The 16524-nt window shown below is 72.2% G+C and carries 15 protein-coding genes and 1 tRNA gene; 9 read left to right on the top strand and 7 right to left on the bottom strand.

Annotated elements, in window-relative coordinates; all coding sequences use genetic code 11:
* The first annotated feature begins 161 nt into the window (after positions 1–161).
* From secA2 to ACFYUV_RS21780, 3 genes are all read left to right on the top strand, one after another.
* Entirely contained in the window at positions 162–2312 is a 2151-nt protein-coding gene (gene secA2 / locus ACFYUV_RS21790; RefSeq protein ID WP_387670858.1) for an accessory Sec system translocase SecA2, read from the top strand.
* Positions 2313–2366: 54 nt separating this feature from the next.
* Positions 2367–2741, top strand: coding sequence for a VOC family protein (locus ACFYUV_RS21785; protein WP_352319548.1), 375 nt, complete (start codon positions 2367–2369; stop codon positions 2739–2741).
* A 164-nt stretch (positions 2742–2905) separates the two neighbouring features.
* Positions 2906–3886, top strand: coding sequence for a DMT family transporter (locus ACFYUV_RS21780; protein ID WP_387670856.1), 981 nt, complete (start codon positions 2906–2908; stop codon positions 3884–3886).
* Here the strand turns inward: ACFYUV_RS21780 and ACFYUV_RS21775 are convergent.
* Positions 3855–5015, bottom strand: coding sequence for an FAD-dependent monooxygenase (locus tag ACFYUV_RS21775; protein WP_387670854.1), 1161 nt, complete (start codon positions 5013–5015; stop codon positions 3855–3857). The two genes, ACFYUV_RS21780 and ACFYUV_RS21775, sit on opposite strands and share 32 nt — an antisense overlap.
* A gap of 82 nt (positions 5016–5097) precedes the next feature.
* Between ACFYUV_RS21775 and ACFYUV_RS21770 the strand changes: the two genes are divergently transcribed.
* A complete protein-coding gene (locus ACFYUV_RS21770) occupies positions 5098–5670 on the top strand; it encodes a TetR/AcrR family transcriptional regulator (protein ID WP_387670852.1) in 573 nt (190 codons plus the stop codon).
* 42 nt (positions 5671–5712) lie between these two features.
* Here the strand turns inward: ACFYUV_RS21770 and ACFYUV_RS21765 are convergent, their stop codons facing one another.
* From ACFYUV_RS21765 to ACFYUV_RS21755, 3 genes are all read right to left on the bottom strand, one after another.
* Positions 5713–5838, bottom strand: a complete 126-nt coding sequence (locus ACFYUV_RS21765; protein ID WP_358288272.1) for a hypothetical protein — start codon at positions 5836–5838, stop codon at positions 5713–5715.
* Positions 5839–5987: 149 nt separating this feature from the next.
* Positions 5988–8384, bottom strand: coding sequence for a hypothetical protein (locus ACFYUV_RS21760; RefSeq protein WP_387670850.1), 2397 nt, complete (start codon positions 8382–8384; stop codon positions 5988–5990).
* Positions 8385–8408: 24 nt separating this feature from the next.
* Complete coding sequence (locus ACFYUV_RS21755; RefSeq protein WP_387670848.1) at positions 8409–8984, bottom strand: GNAT family N-acetyltransferase; 576 nt, start codon at positions 8982–8984, stop codon at positions 8409–8411.
* 107 nt (positions 8985–9091) lie between these two features.
* Here ACFYUV_RS21755 and ACFYUV_RS21750 point away from each other — a divergent pair, with 107 nt between their 5' ends.
* From ACFYUV_RS21750 to ACFYUV_RS21740, 3 genes are read left to right on the top strand one after another with little or no spacing between them, the layout of a single operon-like run.
* The gene (locus ACFYUV_RS21750) at positions 9092–10294 is read left to right on the top strand and encodes an acyl-CoA dehydrogenase family protein (protein WP_352352052.1); all 1203 of its coding nucleotides are present in this window, start codon (positions 9092–9094) and stop codon (positions 10292–10294) included.
* Complete coding sequence (locus ACFYUV_RS21745) at positions 10291–11454, top strand: acyl-CoA dehydrogenase family protein (protein WP_387670845.1); 1164 nt, start codon at positions 10291–10293, stop codon at positions 11452–11454. Before ACFYUV_RS21750 ends, ACFYUV_RS21745 begins: the two co-directional genes overlap by 4 nt.
* On the top strand, positions 11451–12506 hold the full coding sequence (locus tag ACFYUV_RS21740; RefSeq protein WP_387670843.1) for an acyl-CoA dehydrogenase family protein: 1056 nt from the start codon (positions 11451–11453) through the stop codon (positions 12504–12506). Before ACFYUV_RS21745 ends, ACFYUV_RS21740 begins: the two co-directional genes overlap by 4 nt.
* Here ACFYUV_RS21740 and ACFYUV_RS21735 read toward each other — a convergent pair.
* Positions 12465–13079 (bottom strand): TetR/AcrR family transcriptional regulator, encoded by a 615-nt coding sequence (locus ACFYUV_RS21735; protein ID WP_387655549.1) that lies wholly within the window; start codon positions 13077–13079, stop codon positions 12465–12467. The genes ACFYUV_RS21740 and ACFYUV_RS21735 overlap by 42 nt on opposite strands.
* Positions 13080–13228: 149 nt before the next feature.
* On the opposite strand from ACFYUV_RS21735, the gene ACFYUV_RS21730 reads away from it, so the two are divergent.
* Entirely contained in the window at positions 13229–13993 is a 765-nt protein-coding gene (locus tag ACFYUV_RS21730; protein WP_358288252.1) for a nuclease-related domain-containing protein, read from the top strand.
* Positions 13994–13999: 6 nt separating this feature from the next.
* Here the strand turns inward: ACFYUV_RS21730 and ACFYUV_RS21725 are convergent, their stop codons facing one another.
* Positions 14000–15379, bottom strand: coding sequence for a VWA domain-containing protein (locus ACFYUV_RS21725; protein WP_387670841.1), 1380 nt, complete (start codon positions 15377–15379; stop codon positions 14000–14002).
* Positions 15372–16211, bottom strand: coding sequence for an AAA family ATPase (locus ACFYUV_RS21720; protein ID WP_387670840.1), 840 nt, complete (start codon positions 16209–16211; stop codon positions 15372–15374). The genes ACFYUV_RS21725 and ACFYUV_RS21720 overlap by 8 nt, the downstream gene beginning before the upstream one ends.
* A 101-nt stretch (positions 16212–16312) precedes the next feature.
* On the opposite strand from ACFYUV_RS21720, the gene ACFYUV_RS21715 reads away from it, so the two are divergent.
* Positions 16313–16386, top strand: a tRNA-Lys gene (locus ACFYUV_RS21715).
* Positions 16387–16524: the final 138 nt, after the last annotated feature.

Genomic DNA, 16524 nt, shown 5'->3' with positions numbered 1-16524 from the left:
GGGCCCGTGATGAGTTAAGGTCCGGTACGGCGACGCTTGCCGTATCGTCGCTCCGTTCTCTCATTTCGGCATAACGGAACGGCGCCGGCGAAACGTGCGTTGGAGGAACTGTGGCCTCGATAAAGGGAATATTCAGAAACCTCCTGGATCGTCCAGGCGGCGTGAACCTGAGCCCCTATCTGAAGATCGTCAAGGCGGCCGAAGAGCGCGCCGGCCGGGTCGGGAAGCTCGACGAGCTGCCGACGCCGGCCATGGACGATCTGGCCGAGTTCTGCGCCGTCGTGCGCGAGGCCGCCGACCGCACCCTCGGGCTGCGGCCGTACGACGTGCAGTTGCTGGGCACGCTCGCCCTGCTCGACGGCAAGGTGGCCGAGATGGCGACCGGCGAGGGCAAGACCCTGTCGGGCGCCATGGCCGCCGCCGGCTACGCGTTGCAGGGCAAGCGCGTCCACGTGATGTCCGTCAACGACTACCTGGCCAGGCGCGACGCCGAGTGGATGGGCCCGCTCTACGAGGCGCTCGGCGTCAGCGTGGGCTGGATCGACCAGAACTCCACCCCGGAGGAGCGCCGGGCCGCCTACGCCAAGGACGTCACGTACGGGCCGGTCAGCGAGATCGGCTTCGACGTGCTGCGCGACCGGCTGCGCACCGACCCGGCCGAGATCGTCGTGCCCGCGCCCGAGGTGGCGCTGATCGACGAGGCCGACTCCGTGCTGGTCGACGAGGCCAGGGTGCCGCTGGTGATGGCCGGCGCGGCCGACCCCGGCAACGCGGTGCCGGAGATGGCGGCGCTGGTGCGCACGCTCGTCCGCGGCTACCACTACGAGATCGACGAGCAGGCGCGCAACGTCTACCTCACCCCCAAGGGCGCCGACAGCGTCGAGAACATCCTCGGCGTCGAGCTCTACGACGAGCACGAGCCCGGCACCCTCATCGAGCTCAACCTCGCCCTGCACGCCCACGCGCTGCTCGCCCGCGACGTCGACTACATCGTGCGCGACGGCAGGGTGCAGCTGATCAACCCCTCGCGCGGCCGGGTCGCGCTGCTGCAGCGCTGGCCCGACGGCCTCCAGGCGGCCGTGGAGGCCAAGGAGGCGCTGCCGCCGAGCGAGAAGGGCGAGATCCTCGACTCGATCACCGTCCAGGGGCTGATCCGCCGCTATCCGCAGATCTGCGGCATGACGGGCACCGCCGTCGCGGTCAACGAGCAGCTCGGCGAGTTCTACGGCCTCAAGGTCGCGGTCATCCCGTCCAACCGGCCGTGCGTGCGGCAGGACGAGCCCGACCGCATCTACCCGACCGTCCCCGACAAGGACGCCGCGCTGGTCGAGGAGATCCAGGAGGTGCACGAGACGGGCCGGCCGATCCTCATCGGCACCCTCGACGTGGCCGAGTCGGAGAACCTCGCCAAGCTCCTGCAGCGCCGCGGCATGGAGCCGGTCGTCCTCAACGCCAAGAACGACGCCGAAGAGGCCGCGATCATCTCCAGGGCGGGCGAGCGCGGCGCGATCACCGTCTCCACCCAGATGGCCGGTCGCGGCACCGACATCCGGCTCGGCGAGGGCGTGGCCGAGCTCGGCGGCCTCTACGTGATCGGCTCCGGCCGCCACGCCAGCAGCCGCCTCGACGACCAGCTCCGCGGCCGGGCCGGCCGCCAGGGCGACCCGGGCGGCTCGGTGTTCTTCGTCAGCATGACCGACGACCTGATCACCCAGTTCGTCCCCGACGAGCGGCCGCCCGCCGCCGACCCCGACGGCCTGGTGCGCCACCGGCGCGGGGCGTACATCGTGGGCCACGCCCAGCGGGTGGCCGAGGGCGTCAACCTGGAGATCCACCGCAACACCTGGCGCTACACCCGCCTGCTCGAACACCAGCGTGAGCTGATCCTCGAATGGCGCGACAAGGTCCTCCACGGCGACGCCGCCGCCAAGGCGCTGGCCGAGGCCGACCCCGAGCGCTGGGCCGAGCTGCCCGAGGACACCAGGGACGAGACGGCCCGCCAGATCGTCCTGCACGCCATCGACACCTGCTGGACCGAGCACCTGGCCTTCCTCAACGACCTGCGCGAGGGCATCCACCTGCGCGCGCTGGGCCGGATGAGCCCGGTCGACGAGTTCCAGCGGGAGGCCGTGGCCGAGTACAAGGCGCTGCAGGCCGAGGTCGAACGCCGCTCGCTGGAGTCGTTCGAGGCCCCCGAGCCCGACCTCAAGCGCCCGTCGGCCACCTGGACGTACCTGGTGCAGGACAACCCGTTCGGCACGGAATGGGACCGGATCCTCAAGCGGGTGACCGCCGCCACGCGCCGCGGCTGAAACCGCCGGGCGTACCTGACAGAAGATGACAGGTACGCCTGCGAGCATGGACGCATGACGACGAAAGCCAAGCTCATCGCCTTCACCATCGACTGCGACGACCCCCGGAAGCTGGCCGCCTTCTACCACGAGGTGACCGGCTTCGAGATCCAGTACTCGGAGGAGGAGTACGCGGCGATCGGCGACGGCTCCACGAACATCTACTTCGGCCGCGTCCCCGGTTACAAGCCGGGCGAGTGGCCCAGCGCCGACAAGAAGTTCCATCTCGACTTCCGCGTGCCCGACCTGGACAAGGCGGTCGAGGAGTACACCGCGCTCGGGGCGGTCAAGCCGGAGTTCCAGCCGGGCGTCACCGAGGAGGGCACGCGCTGGATCGTGCTGCAGGACCCGGAGGGCCACCTGTTCTGCGTGGTTCCCGAGCAATCGTAAGCTCCGCGACGCCCCTGCGGGGGCTCAAGGATCAGCCACAAGTTCGTGCAGGTGGCGGCCCCAATTGGGCGAATTATCAGCCTAAAGAATGATGGTAGTGCTCCGCTCGGCTCTTAAGCTGGAGCAATGCTCCTGCACGGACCCCTGCCCCTGCGTGGGCGCCGATGACCTGGATCGGGCTGCTCATCGCGCTGGCCGGAGCGCTGGGATACGCGCTCGGCGCCGCCCTCCAACAGTACGAGGCCGTGGCCGCGGGCGCCTCGCTCAAGCTGGTCCGGCGCCCCCGCTGGTGGATCGGCGGCGTCATCGGCTTCACCGGGGCGTGCCTGCACGCCGTGGCGCTCAGCTTCGCGCCGCTGGTGGCCGTGCAGCCGATCAGCGTGGCCACCCTGGTGTTCGCGGTGCCGCTGGCCGCCTTCATGTACGGGCGCAGACCGTACCGGGCGGAGATCCTCGGCTCCATCGCCGTGGCCGTGGGCCTGCTCTGGCTCATGCTGCTGGTGCCGCAGCACAACGTCACGCCCCGGCTGAGCAGCGGCGCCGCGCTCGCCTTCCTGGGCGTCATCGCGGCGATCGCGCTGGTCTCGCAGGTGCTCGCGCGGCGCTTCCACGGGCCCGCGCGGGCGCTGCTGCTCTCGGTGGGCGCCGGTGTGGTGACGGCGAGCGTCTCGACGTTCGTCCGGGTGGTCGGCGGCGGGCTGGAGGGCGACTGGGGGCGGCTGATCCACTGGTTCACGCTGGCCGTGCCGGTGCTGCTGGTCTGCGCGGTGGTGCTGCTCCAGCGCTCGTACGCGGTCGGCTACTTCGGCATCGCCTACGCCGGCGTCCAGGTCATCGACCCGATCACGTCGGTGCTGGCGGGGGCGATCCTGCTCGGCGAACCGCTGCCTGCCAGCCCGTCCACGGCCATCCCCGCCCTGCTGGCCGGGGCGCTGACCATCGGCGGCACGATCACCCTCGGCCGCCTCACCCCCGACCACTCCAAGCCGGCCCCGGCCCCCGCTCCCGTGCCCCCGGTGCTCACCTCGGCGACCGTGGCCGCCGAGGCCGCGTCCAACACGGCGTCCAAGGCGGCGTCCAACACGGCGTCCGAGACGGCGTCCGAGGGCGCGGTCACCGGTCGGCGGCCCGCGTCCGGTCAGTGACCGCCTCCAGCGGCGGACGCCAGGCCAGCACGTCGTCCATCGAACGCAGCATCAGCTCCGGGCTGAGCCGGCCCGCCACGCTCACCGCGAGGTCGCGCAGCCGTACCGCGAGCGGGTTGCGCAGCTTGGTGACCCGGCAGATCGTCATCGACTGCCGCACGACCCCCGACGTGCGCGCCAGCCGCGCGGCGGTGTAGGCGGCCAGGTCGCCGTCCGCCACGTGCGCGAGCACCACGGCGTCCTCCAGCGCCTGGCAGGCGCCCTGGCCCAGGTTCGGGGTCATCGGATGGGCCGCGTCGCCCACCAGCGCCACCTTGCCCCGGTGCAGGGCGGGCAGCGGCGTCTTCAGGTAGTGGACGTCGTTGCGGATGATCCGGGCCGGGTCGGCGGCCCGGAGCAGCGCCGGGATCGGCTCGTGCCAGCCGCCGAACCTGCGCAGCAGCTCCTCCCGCTCGTCCCCGTGGGCGGCGCCGGCGGGTGACAGGTCGGTGGCGTACAGGTAGACCAGGTCGTCGGTGAGCTGGTGGACGCCGAACACCAGCCCCCTGCCCCAGCTCTCCGACCGGGGGATCTCCAGCCCGTTCCGCGGTACGAGCGCCCGCCACGCCGTCACCCCCGAGTACACCGGCCCCGGATGGCCGGGGAAGAGCGCCCGCCGGGTCGCCGACCGGATGCCGTCGGCGCCCACGACCAGGTCGGCCTCGATCTCGCCCGCGTCCGTGCGGACGATCCCGCGCTCGGCCTCCACGCCCGTCACGGTGACGCCCAGCCGCAGGACGCCCGGTTCCAGGGCGTCGGCGAGCACGTCCATGAGGGTCGCCCGCAGCATGACGACCACCGAGTCCCCGTACCGGGCGTCGGCGTGATCGGTGGTGGTACGCGTCAGCCAGCGGCCGTCCGCCCGCCGCACCCCGAGCGGCCCCTCCACCGTGGACAGCTCGCGCACCCGGTCGCCCAACCCCAGCGTGTCGAGCGCCTTGAGCGCGTTGGCGGCGACCGCCAGCCCCGACCCGACGGGCTCGACGGCGGCCGCCCGCTCCAGGACGCTCACCTCCCACCCCTTGCGGCGCAGGGCCACGCCGCAGGCCAGCCCTCCGATGCCGCCACCGATCACCACAGCCTTGGGCATGACGCCTCCTTGGTTACTACGTCTGTAGTGTCAGCGTACTACGCCTGTAGTCCGCTCGCACTACCCCTGTAGTATTCGGTCCGTGAAACGAGCTGACGCCGTCGCCGACACGGCCATCACCCTGCTGGCCGAGCGGGGCATGCGCGGCCTCACCCACCGCGCCGTGGACGAGGCGGCCGGGCTGCCGCCCGGGTCCACGTCCAACCTGGCCCGCACCCGGGCCGCCCTGCTGGAGCTGACCCTGTCCCGGCTCACCGAGCTGGAGATGAAGGCCATGGCGATCGCCTACGAGCCGGTGCCGCTCACCCTCGACGACCTGCCCGCCCGGCTGGCCGAGGCGGTGCGCGTGCAGCTCGACGACCGCAGGCGCACCCTGGCCCGCTACGAGCTGGCCCTGGAGGCCACCAGGCGTCCGGAGCTGCGCGAGATCTACAACCGGGCGGGCCGCCACTTCCGCGACCCGGCGCCCGCCATGCTGGCCGCCCTGGGGTCGAAGGACCCGGTGCGCCACGCTCGCCAGCTCGTGGCCTTCGGGGAGGGGCTGATGTTCGACGCGATCGCCGGCGCGGGCTCCGTGCCCTCTGTGCAGGAGCTCACCCTCGCGCTGCGCGACCTGCTGACCGGCATGCTGCGTGGCGAGGGCGCCGGCGGATAGGACCGCCGGCGCCCGTGTCGGCCATGCGTGGCCTCGGGCGGCCTACTCCTCGCCGCCCGCGTCCTCGCCGTCCCTCGCGTGTTTGCCGCGAGGCTCCCGGTGGCCGTCGGCCGCGCCGGACCCGGCCTCCGGCGACTCGTCCTTGGGGGGTGCCTCATGCCTGCCCATACGGGGGGAACTCTCCTTCTCTTCGACCAACAGCTCACGGTGACCGTACGACTACGGTTACGTGCCCGGCAAGGGGGTTGGTTCAAGATCCACGCCACGAATTCGAGAAAAACTCGCGTAACCCCGTGATCGGCCGGAATCGGCAAGGGTCAGCCGGGGCAGGTCGCCCGGTAGGGCACCTCGGGCAGATGCCGGGCCCAGTCGGCGGCCGACAGACCCCCGTAGCGGGCGCACACCGCCGACGCCGGGTCACCGGCCGCGGGCGAGCGGGCCAGGTCCAGCGTGAGCACCGTCCCGCCGGCGGCCAGCACGCGGGCCGTACGCCCGTCGTCCGCCAGCACCGCCCGCGGCGGCCGGTCCGCGCCGCCCACCGGCACCTGGCGTTCGGCCAGCAGCACGCGGTCCGGGACGCGCCACACCCGCACCCGGTCGTTGTCCGTCCCGGCCAGCAGCCGCCCGTCCGGGCTGAAGCGCAGGTGGCCGGGGGAGGGGCGCAGCCGGGTGCCGAGCACGGGCACGCCGTCCAGGTCGTAGATCTGGATGCCGGTCTCCTCGGCGATGGCCACCCGCTCGCCGTCCGGCGCGAACGTCGTGTACTCCCACGGCATCCGGTCCAGCCACGGCGCGGGCGTGACGCGGCCGCCGCGCCTGATCGCCGAGCGCCGTCCCTCGAACGTCAGCGCCACCCGATCGCCGGGACCGGCCACCGCGTACTCGCCGACGAAGGCCGCCCGGCGGGCCCGCAGGTCCCAGGCCCACCGCTCGCCCGACTGCCGGGCCGCCGCGAACAGCAGCCCGCCGCCCGGGCTGAACCACGCCGACTGCTCGCCCGGCGCCCCCAGCCCCCTCCCGAACGGCGGCCCCACGCCCTGCCCCGACGCGGTGTCCCACAGGTACGACCGGTCCACGCCGACGAAGGCCAGCGTGCGCCCGTCGGGGGACCAGGCCATCGCCCGCACGCTCTGCTCGGGACCGGCCGTCTCGGCCAGCCGCCGGTGCCCGGGGACGTCGTAGACGCGTACCGTGTCGTCGGTCAGCGCGGCCAGCCGGGAGCCGTCGTCGCTGATCGCGTACAGCGAGCGCGGCCCGGCCTGCGGGTCGGTGAAGACGTCCACAGCCGGGTCGGCGGCCGCCGCCGTCAGCGCCCGCCGCGCCTGCGGCACCTGGGCCAGCCGCCAGGCCGCCAGGCTCAGCCGGCGCGCGGTCACCGGATCGGCCACCCGCAGCGCCTCGGCCCGCGACGCGGCGACCTTGGCCATCGCCTGCTCCAGCCGCCCGTCGGCGGCCCCGCGCTGCCACACCGCGAGCAGCGCCGCCAGCAGCGCGACCGACAACAGGCCGGACAGCAGCCCGACCACGAGCCTCCGGCGCCTGCGCGCGCCGCCGCGGGCCCGCGCGAGCCCCTCGTCCAGGAAGGTCTGCTCGCCGGGGCTCAGGGTGACCCGCCGTCGCCCGCCGGCCGCCCACGCCATCGCCCGGTCGAGGGGTTCGCCCTGGTAGAGGTCGGACTCGCGGCGCCCGCCCGCCTCCCAGGCGCGGGCCGCCCTGGCCAGCTCCCGGTGCACGGCCAGGCCCTCCCGCTCGCCGTCCAGCCATTCGTGCAGGCGCGGCCAGGCCCGCAGCAGCGCCGTGTAGGTGATCGTGAGGGATCCCCGGTCGCCGATCGTCAGGATTCCGGCCTTCCCGTACGCCTCCAGCACCCGGTCGATCGCGGCCACCTCGTCGGGGGCGCGTCCGGCGACCAGGTCGTCGCGGAGGGCGGGGGCCACGGTGTCGCCGCCGGACTCGTCGAGCCCGACCAGGCGCAGGAAGACCTCGGGCACCAGATCCTGGTCCGCCCGGCAGAGCTGGAGGTAGAGGGCCTCGGCGCGGACGCCGAGCGGCGGGTCGTCGATGGGCTCCGGCGGCAGCAGGCGGCCGAGCTGGGACTGCGGGGCGTCGAGCAGGGACATGAGCAGGTGGCGGGCGTCCGGGCGCCGCTCGGGGTCGTCGTGGAGCGCGGCGGCGACCAGGCCGCGTAACAGCCGGTCGAGGCGCTCCCCGTTGCCTAATCGCTCGGTGAGCCCGTACGCGGCGAACAGCAGGACGCGCCCCCACGCCCGCACGTCGTCCGCCGGGCCGGCCTCGGCGTCGGCCAGCCCCAGCCCGACCAGGCGCGGCCCCTCGGCGCCCAAGATGATCTTGTCGGGCGTGAGCGACCCGTGCACCGCCCCGGTCTCGTGCACCGCGGCCAGCGCGGTGGCCGTGGCGGCGGCCAGGCGGTAGAGGTCGTCACCGGCGAAGGGGCCGTGCCGCTCGACGACCTGGCGCAGCGTCGGCCCCTCGATGTACTCGCTGACCAGGTACGGCGGATCGCCCTGCGGGCACGCCTCGACCAGTCGCGCCGCGTGCACCGAGCGCACCTGCGGGACCGTCGCGTACGCGCCCGGTCCGGGCAGGTGGAGGGCATGGCGACCGCCCGACTCGTCGTAGGCCTCGCGGACGGTGGTCCGCCCGCCGCCGTCGAGCCGGGCGCCGAGCCAGTAGCCTCCCAGCCGATCAGTCATGCGGGATTAGATGCCGCCTTCCGTTCAGCGGTTCAGTCGAGCCCGGTGCTCCGGCCATTCCTCTTCGAGGATGCCGAAATAGACCGTGTCGCGCCAGGTGCCGTCGGGCCTTCTGCGGTGGCGGCGCAGGGTTCCCTCGTGCACGCCGCCGATGCGCCGGATGGCGGCCTGGGAGCGCAGGTTCAGCACGTCGGTCTTGAGCAGGACCCGGTTGTATCCGAGGCCGAAGGCGTGGTCGAGCAGCAGCAGCTTGCAGTTGGTGTTCACCGCGGTGCGCCAGTGGGCGCGGCCGTACCAGGTCCAGCCGATCTCGACGCTGTCGTCGAAGCCGGGCACGTCGATGTAGGTGGTCCAGCCGCCCGGCCGTCCGGTCTCCTTGGGGATCACCGTGAACGGCACGTGCCGGTCGTCGCCGATGAGCTCGCGGGCCGCCCTGGCCAGATCGTCCTCGGTGCGCGGGGTGGCGATCGGCAGCCAGCGCCACAGCTCGTCGTCCCCGCCGCCGGCGGCGAACAGGTCGGGGACGTGGTCCAGGGTGAGCGGTTCGAGGCGCACGACGTCGTTCTCCAGCACCACGGGCGCGGGCAGCTTGGCGGTCATGCCGCCACGATAGGCGGCGCTCCCGTCGCAGGTTGACGGCCACCTGGCCCTTTTTACGGGGAACCACCTGTCGACATCCATACCGGCCGGTCGGTAGGCTCACCGGCATGGACTTCGCCTTCGACACCGTCACCGAGGACCTGCGCGAGCGCCTGCTCCGCTTCATGGACGAATGCGTCTATCCGGCCGAGCCCGCCTTCGAGGAGCAGGCCGCGGCCGCCGGCTGGAGCCCGCCACCGCTGCTCGACGACCTCAAGGACGAGGCGAGGAAGCGCGGCCTGTGGAACCTGTTCCTGCCGGGCGCGCACGGCGCCGGCCTGACGAACCTCCAGTACGCCCCGCTGGCCGAGATCATGGGCCGCAGCCCCAGCATCGCCCCCACCGCCACCAACTGCGCCGCCCCCGACACCGGCAACATGGAAGTGTTGTCGATGTTCGGCAGCCAGTGGCAGCGCGAGGAGTGGCTGCGCCCGCTGCTCGACGGCGAGATCCGGTCGGCCTTCGCGATGACCGAGCCCGACGTCGCCTCCTCCGACGCCACCAACATCGCCACCTCGATCGTCCGCGACGGCGGCGAGTACGTCATCAACGGCCGCAAGTGGTTCATCTCCGGCGCGATGAACCCCAACTGCAAGATCTTCGTCGTCATGGGCAAGACGAACCCCGACGCGCCCAAGCACCGGCAGCAGAGCATGGTCCTGGTGCCGCGCGACACCCCGGGGCTGCACGTCAAACGCGGCATGCACGTCTTCGGCTACACCGACGCCGACCACGGCGGCCACGCCGAGGTGATCTTCGAGGACGTGCGCGTACCGGCCGAGAACCTGATCGGCGAGGAGGGCGGCGGCTTCGCCATCGCGCAGGCCAGGCTCGGCCCCGGCCGCATCCACCACTGCATGCGCCTGATCGGCATGGCCGAGCGCGCGGTCGAGCTGATGTGCGAGCGGGCCCTGGCCAGGACGGCGTTCGGCAAGCCGGTCGCCCAGCAGGGCGTGGTCCAGGACTGGATCGCCGAGTCCCGCATCAGGATCGAGCAGTTGCGCCTGCTCGTGCTCAAGACCGCCTGGCTCATGGACACCGTGGGCAACCAGGGCGCCCACACCGAGATCCAGGCCATCAAGATCTCCACCCCGATCACCGTCGAATGGATCCTGGACAAGGCCATCCAGGTGCACGGCGCGGGCGGCGTCTCCCAGGACTTCCCGCTGGCCGCGCTCTGGGCGGGCGCCCGGTCCCTGCGCCTGGCCGACGGTCCCGACGAGGTGCACAAGCGGTCCCTGGCCTATCGCGAGCTGAAGAGGTTCATGTGAACGAAGCGCAGATCAAGGAGCGCGTGCGCGCGTTCCTGGGCGAGCACGACCCCGAGGGGGACCGGCTGGAGTTCCTGCGGGCCAGGTTCGACGCCGGGCTGGCCTGGGTCTGGTTCCCCGAAGGGCTCGGCGGCCTCGGCGCGGCCAGGGAGCTGCAGCAGGTGGTCGAGCACGAGCTGGCCGGCACGCCGCAGATCAACAGCGGCGTCCAGGGCATCGGCCTCGGCATGGCCGCGCCGACGATCCTGGCGTTCGGCACGCCGGAGCAGAGACGGCGCTTCCTGCGCCCGCTGTGGACCGGGGAGGAGATCTGGTGCCAGCTCTTCAGCGAGCCCGGCGCCGGCTCCGACCTGGCCACGCTCGCCACCCGCGCGGTCCGGGACGGCGACGAGTGGGTGGTCGACGGCCAGAAGGTCTGGACGTCGGGCGCCCACCACTCCCGCTGGGCCATCCTGGTCACCCGCACCGACCCGGACGTGCCCAAGCACCGCGGCATGACGTACTTCGTCTGCGACATGCACGCCCCCGGCGTCGAGGTGCGGCCGCTGCGGCAGATCACCGGCGAGGCCGAGTTCAACGAGGTGTTCCTGACCGGCGTGCGGCTCTCCGACGACCTGCGGCTGGGCGAGGTCGGCGACGGCTGGCGGGTCGCGCAGACCACGCTGATGAACGAGCGCGTCGCGATCGGCGGCGCGCCCGTCCGGCGCGGCGGCGGCATGGTCGGCGCGGTGCTGGAAGCCTGGCGCGCGCACCCCGAGCTGCGCACCCACGACCTGCACCAGCGGCTGCTGGCGCTGTGGGTGGAGGCCGAGGTCACCCGCCTGTCCGGGGCCCGGCTGCGCGAGCAGCTCGCCGCCGGCCAGCCCGGTCCCGAGGGCTCGGGCATGAAGTTGTCGTTCGCCAAGCTCAACCAGGCGCTGTCCGGCTTCGACGTCGAGCTCCGCCGCGACCTGGGCTACGACGACTGGACGTTCCGCCGCTCGGAGGACGTCGACTTCTACGGCCGCGGCCCCGGCTACCGCTACCTGCGGGCCAAGGGCAACTCGATCGAGGGCGGCACGTCCGAGATCCTGCGCAACATCATCTCCGAACGGGTGCTCGGCCTGCCCTCCGAGCCCCGCGTCGACAAGGACGTGCCCTGGAAGGACCTGCCGCGATGACTCTGCTCTACTCCGAGGTCGAGGAGGAGCTGCGGGCGGCCGTGCGCGGCCTGCTCGCCGACCGCTGCCCGCCCGCCGCGGTGCTCGGGCGCGTCGAGTCGCAGCCCTACGACCTGGACCTGTGGAAGACGCTGGCGGGCGAGATCGGCGTCGCCGGGCTCCTCGTGCCCGAGGAGCTGGGCGGCGCGGGCGCGTCGGCCAGCGAGGTGGCCGTCGTGCTGGAGGAGCTGGGCCGGGCCGTGGCGCCGGTGCCGTTCCTGACCAGCGCGGTGCTGGCCACCAAGGCGCTGCTGCCCACCGGTGACGCCCTGCTCGGCGAGCTGGCCGAGGGGCGCAGGACGGCGGCGCTGGTCGTGTCGTTCGCGGCCTCGCCGTACCGGCCGGAGCGCGGGTCGTCGGTGCGGCTGGAGAGCGGGCGGCTGTCCGGCGCCGTCACCGGCGTGGCCGGCGCGGACGTGGCCGACGTGCTCCTCGTCCCCTTCGAGGGCAGGCTGTACGAGGTCGAGGACGCCACCGTCGAGGTCGTGCCCTCGCTCGACCTGACCAGGCCGGTCGCCACCGTCACCCTGTCCGGGACGCCGGCCCGCGACGTGGGGGAGTGCGACCTGGCCGGCGTGCTGAGGTTCGGGGCCGGGCTGCTGGCCTCCGAGCAGGTCGGCGTGGCCGAGTGGTGCCTGGACACGACGCTCGCCTACGTCAAGGAGCGCCACCAGTTCGCCCGGCCGGTCGGCTCGTTCCAGGCGATCAAGCACCGGCTGGCCGACCTCTGGCTGGACGTGGTCAGGGCCAGGGCCGCCGCCCGCGGCGCGGCCGCCGATCCCGGGGACATCGCGGTCGCGGTGGCGCAGTCGTGGAACGCCGGGGTGGCGGTGCACGCCGCCGAGGAGGCGGTGCAGCTCCACGGCGGGATCGGGATGACCTGGGAGCATCCCGTGCATCTTTATCTCAAGCGCGCCAAGGCCACCGAGATCGCGCTCGGCACGCCCGGCGACCATCGGGAGGCGCTGGCCTCACTCGCCGGCGTCCCCGGCCCCGAGGGAGTTCAGCAGTAGGTCGGCGAAGTGCTTGCCCACCTGGGCGCCGGTCAGCGGCCCGTCCGCGTGGAACCAGGTGCCCAGGTGGTGCACCGAGCCGAAGAAGTAGTCCACGACCAGTTCGGCGGGCACCCGGTCGCTGAGGACGCCCGTGCGCTGCCCCTCGGCCACCAGGTCGCGGAATCGTTCGTGGTAGCGGCGGCGCTCGGCGCGCACGGTCTTCTGCTTCTCGGTCGCGAGCAGGTGCATCGACCTGAAGAAGATCTTGGAGTCGTCGAGGTTGGCGGTCGTCGTCTCCACGACGTCGGCCGCGGCCCGGTGCAGCCGCTCGCGGATCGTGCCGGGGCCGTCGGCGATGCGCGTCAGCCGGTCCATCTGCATGCGGAGCAGGCGGGCGTAGATCTCGTGCAGCAGATCGTCTTTTGAGTCAAAATAGTGGTACATGGCGCCCTTGGTGACGCCGGCCGCCTGGACGATCTCCTGGACCGAGGTCCCCTCGAATCCACGGGCCGCGAACAGCCTGGTCGCCTCGGCGAGCAACCGCTGCCGGACGGGTTCTTCCTTCACATCGTCCCCCTTGTCACCCGCCATAGCATACCGACTGGTCGGTTGACGGTCTTGCAGGTTTTATTTGCGTCACCTTAGGCTCACCTTGGTTCGTGCTTGGGTATGCCTTAGACCGGCGAGGGATCTTCGGAGTGGCAGATCCTGAGGGTTTCTACTCATTCGGGGAGTTTGCCGTGCCCGGTGGCTCTATCTACGTGCAGCAGGACGAAAAGTACACAGGCTCATCCCCGCAGTGGTGGTACGAGAAGTTCTGGCGTGAGGACGCGCCCAACCGGCGCCGGTCCCGGTACGTCAAGGCGGGCGTGGGCGCGGTGGGCGGCATCCTGCTCGCGCTGCGGTTCGGCTCGGAGTACATGCTGTTCTGGGGGGCCGTCACCGCCGGTCTCGTGGCCGCCGTCGACTGGTACATCGACTGGCGCTCCTTCCGCGCGACGGCCGTCTGGCGGGGCGCCCGGCGCGGCGAGCTGATCACCGGCCGGCTGCTGCGCAGGCAGCTCGCCCGGCGCGGCTACCAGGTGCTCGACGGCCGCGCGATCCGCGACCAGGCCTCCATCGACCACCTCGTGATCGGCCCGACCGGCATCTGGGTCATCGACAACGAGTCCTGGAGCCCCGACACCGAGATCGGCTGCTACAACGGCAGGCTGTTCTTCAGCGAGAAGTACGGCACCAAGTGGGCCAAACCGCTGGTGGACACCGCCGAGGCCTTCGCCGAGCTGCTGACCCGCGAGACCGGGATCGAGGTCACGATCTCACCCATGCTGGCCGTCCACTGCGGGCTGCTGCCGCGCGGCGGCGTCGTGGTCGGCGAGGGGCTCACGCTGCTCAAGCCGCGCCTGGTGGCCAGACGCATCAAGGCGGTCGACGGCGTGGTGTTCACCGACGAGCAGGTCGAGCTGCTGGCCCGCACCGCGGCCAGGGAGCTGCAGAAGGTCTGACCGCCGTCAGGCCAGCGTCTCGATGAACGCGGTGAGCTGGGCGACGTTGCGGCACTCGTGCATCTCGACCACGGTGCCGTACTCGCTCGCGACCGAGTCGCCGGTGTCCCACTGCTGCCTGGGCTCGGGGTTGAGCCAGTAGGCGTGGCGGGCCCCCGACGTGAGGCGCCTGAGCACGTCGAGGGCCGGCGGCTGGTAGTTGGAGCGGGCGTCGCCGAGGATCAGCAGCGAGGTTCTCGGGCCGATGGCGTCGGAGTGGCGCTCGGCGAAGCCCTCCAGGGCGTGGCCGTAGTTCGTGCGTCCGAAGCGCGACATGTCGGCCTCGTCCGCGAGCCGCGTCATGGCCTCCACGACGTCCGCGCCGGGCACGAAGAAGCGGGTGATCTCGTCCACCCGGTCCACGAACCCGAACGCCCGCACCTTCGTGAACTGCTCCCGCAGCGCGTACGTCAGCAGCAGCGTGAAGTGGGCGAACGACGAGACCGAGTCACTGGTGTCGCAGAGGATGACCAGCTCGGGCTTGTGCGGCCGGGGCGGTCTGAAGTGCGTGGTCAGCGGCACGCCGCCGCTCTGCAGCGAGGCCCGTACGGTGCGCCGGAAGTCCAGCCGCCCCCTGCGCCCCTTCCTGTGCTTGATCGTCAGCCGCGCGGCCAGCCGCCTGGCCAGCGGATGGACCTCCTTGCGCAGCCTGGCCAGGTCGGCCCTGGTGATGCGGAGGAAGTCGATCTGGTCGAGCGGCGGGCGCACGGCCGAGCGGGCGATGCGCTCGATCCCCGAGTCCTCGGCGATGCGCCGGCGCACGTCGGTGGCCACGGCCTCCTCGAACCGCCGGATGTTGCCGTTGACGCGTTGCCGCACGGTCTTCTCGGCGAGCCCGCCGCGCTCCTGCCCGGCCAGCACGTTCTGCAGGATGCGGGCCATCAGCGTCTCGGGCGACAGGGCGCGCAGGACGCTGTAGGAGAACCAGTTCTGGCGGCCAGGACCGGTGGTCTGCTGGCGGCCGAACCGCTCGACCATGGCCTGGGCGAACTCCCGCAGCTCGGCGTCCGTGCTGCCGGTGAGCAGCTCCGCCAGGCGCTCGCGCAGCTCGTCCACCGGGGCCGTGCGCGGGTCCAGGCGGGCCTCGGCGGGGCGGGGGGCGTACATGCCGGTCGTGGACGAGGGGAACCACAGGTCGAACAGCACGTCGAAGCCGGGACGGTAGGCCGGCTTCTTGACCAGCGTGGCCGCGTAGGCGGCGCGCAGCGACTCCCGCTCGCTCAGGTCGATCACCCGCAGCGCGCGGGCCGCGTCGAGCCCCTCGGCGAGCGACACCGGCAGGCCCGCCTCGCGCAGCGCGTGCACGAAACCGACATGCCGGTCCACCAGCGATCCGCGCTCAGGCATCCGGCAGCCCCAGCTCCTTGATCGCCCGGGTCTGGTCGGAGGCGTGCTTGAGCACCACGCCCAGCGTCCCGGCCACCGTCGCCTCGTCCAGCTCCGCGCGGCCGAGGGCCAGCAGCGTGTTGGCCCAGTCGACGGTCTCGGCGACCGACGGCGCCTTCTTCAGCTCCAGCGCCCGCATGGTGGCGACCGTCCTGGCGAGCTGCTCGGCCAGGTCGGCGCGGATGGTCGGCACCTGCGCGAGCACGATGTCGCGCTCCCGTTCCGGCGTCGGGTACTCGATGTGCAGGTAGAGGCAGCGCCGCTTGAGCGCCTCGGACAGCTCGCGGGTGGCGTTGGAGGTCAGCAGCACGAACGGCTTACGGGTGGCGGCGATCGTGCCCAGCTCGGGGATGGTGACCTGGAAGTCCGACAGCAGCTCCAGCAGCAGGCCCTCGACCTCGACGTCGGCCTTGTCGGTCTCGTCGATGAGCAGCACGGTGGGGGCGGCCGACCTGATCGCCTTCAGCAGCGGGCGTTCGAGCAGGAACTCCTCGGTGAAGATGTCGTCGTCGGCGCTGGTGGCCTGGATGCGGAGCAGCTGCTTCTTGTAGTTCCACTCGTACAGGGCGCGGGCCTCGTCGAGACCTTCGTAGCACTGGAGGCGGACCAGCTCCGAGCCCGTCGCCTGGGCCACGGCCTTGGCGAGCTGCGTCTTGCCCACGCCGGCGGGCCCCTCGACCAGCAGCGGCTTGCCCAGCGCGGCGGCGAGGAACACCGAGGTGGAGATGGCGTCGTCGGAGAGGTAGTCCACGGCGGCGAGCCGCGCCGTCACGTCGGCGGGCGAGTCGAACATCGATGCTCCCTGTCTGCAGGCCGAACTTTATTCTAGCGGCAGGAGCCCGACCCAGGTCGATTCGACCAACATGCGGATCACCGGTATATTCCTCTCTGCAAGCGCCGCTAGCTCAGTTGGTTAGAGCAGCTGACTCTTAATCAGCGGGTCCGGGGTTCGAGTCCCTGGCGGCGCACCGCACGAAAACCCCAGTTCAGTACGCTGAGCTGGGGTTTTCGTATTTTCCCGCAGGTCTGGCCGAAGGTGTGAGCCCCTGCGTCCCCCGCGCCGTTATGCAATCTTTGCTTGCGGCCATGAGGAAGCTGCGTAATAT

The organism is Nonomuraea sp. NPDC003560 (assembly GCF_042878785.1).
Lineage (GTDB): Bacteria > Actinomycetota > Actinomycetes > Streptosporangiales > Streptosporangiaceae > Nonomuraea.
Note: the sequence above shows the minus strand (reverse complement) of the source record. Positions and strands in the feature narration are given on the sequence as shown.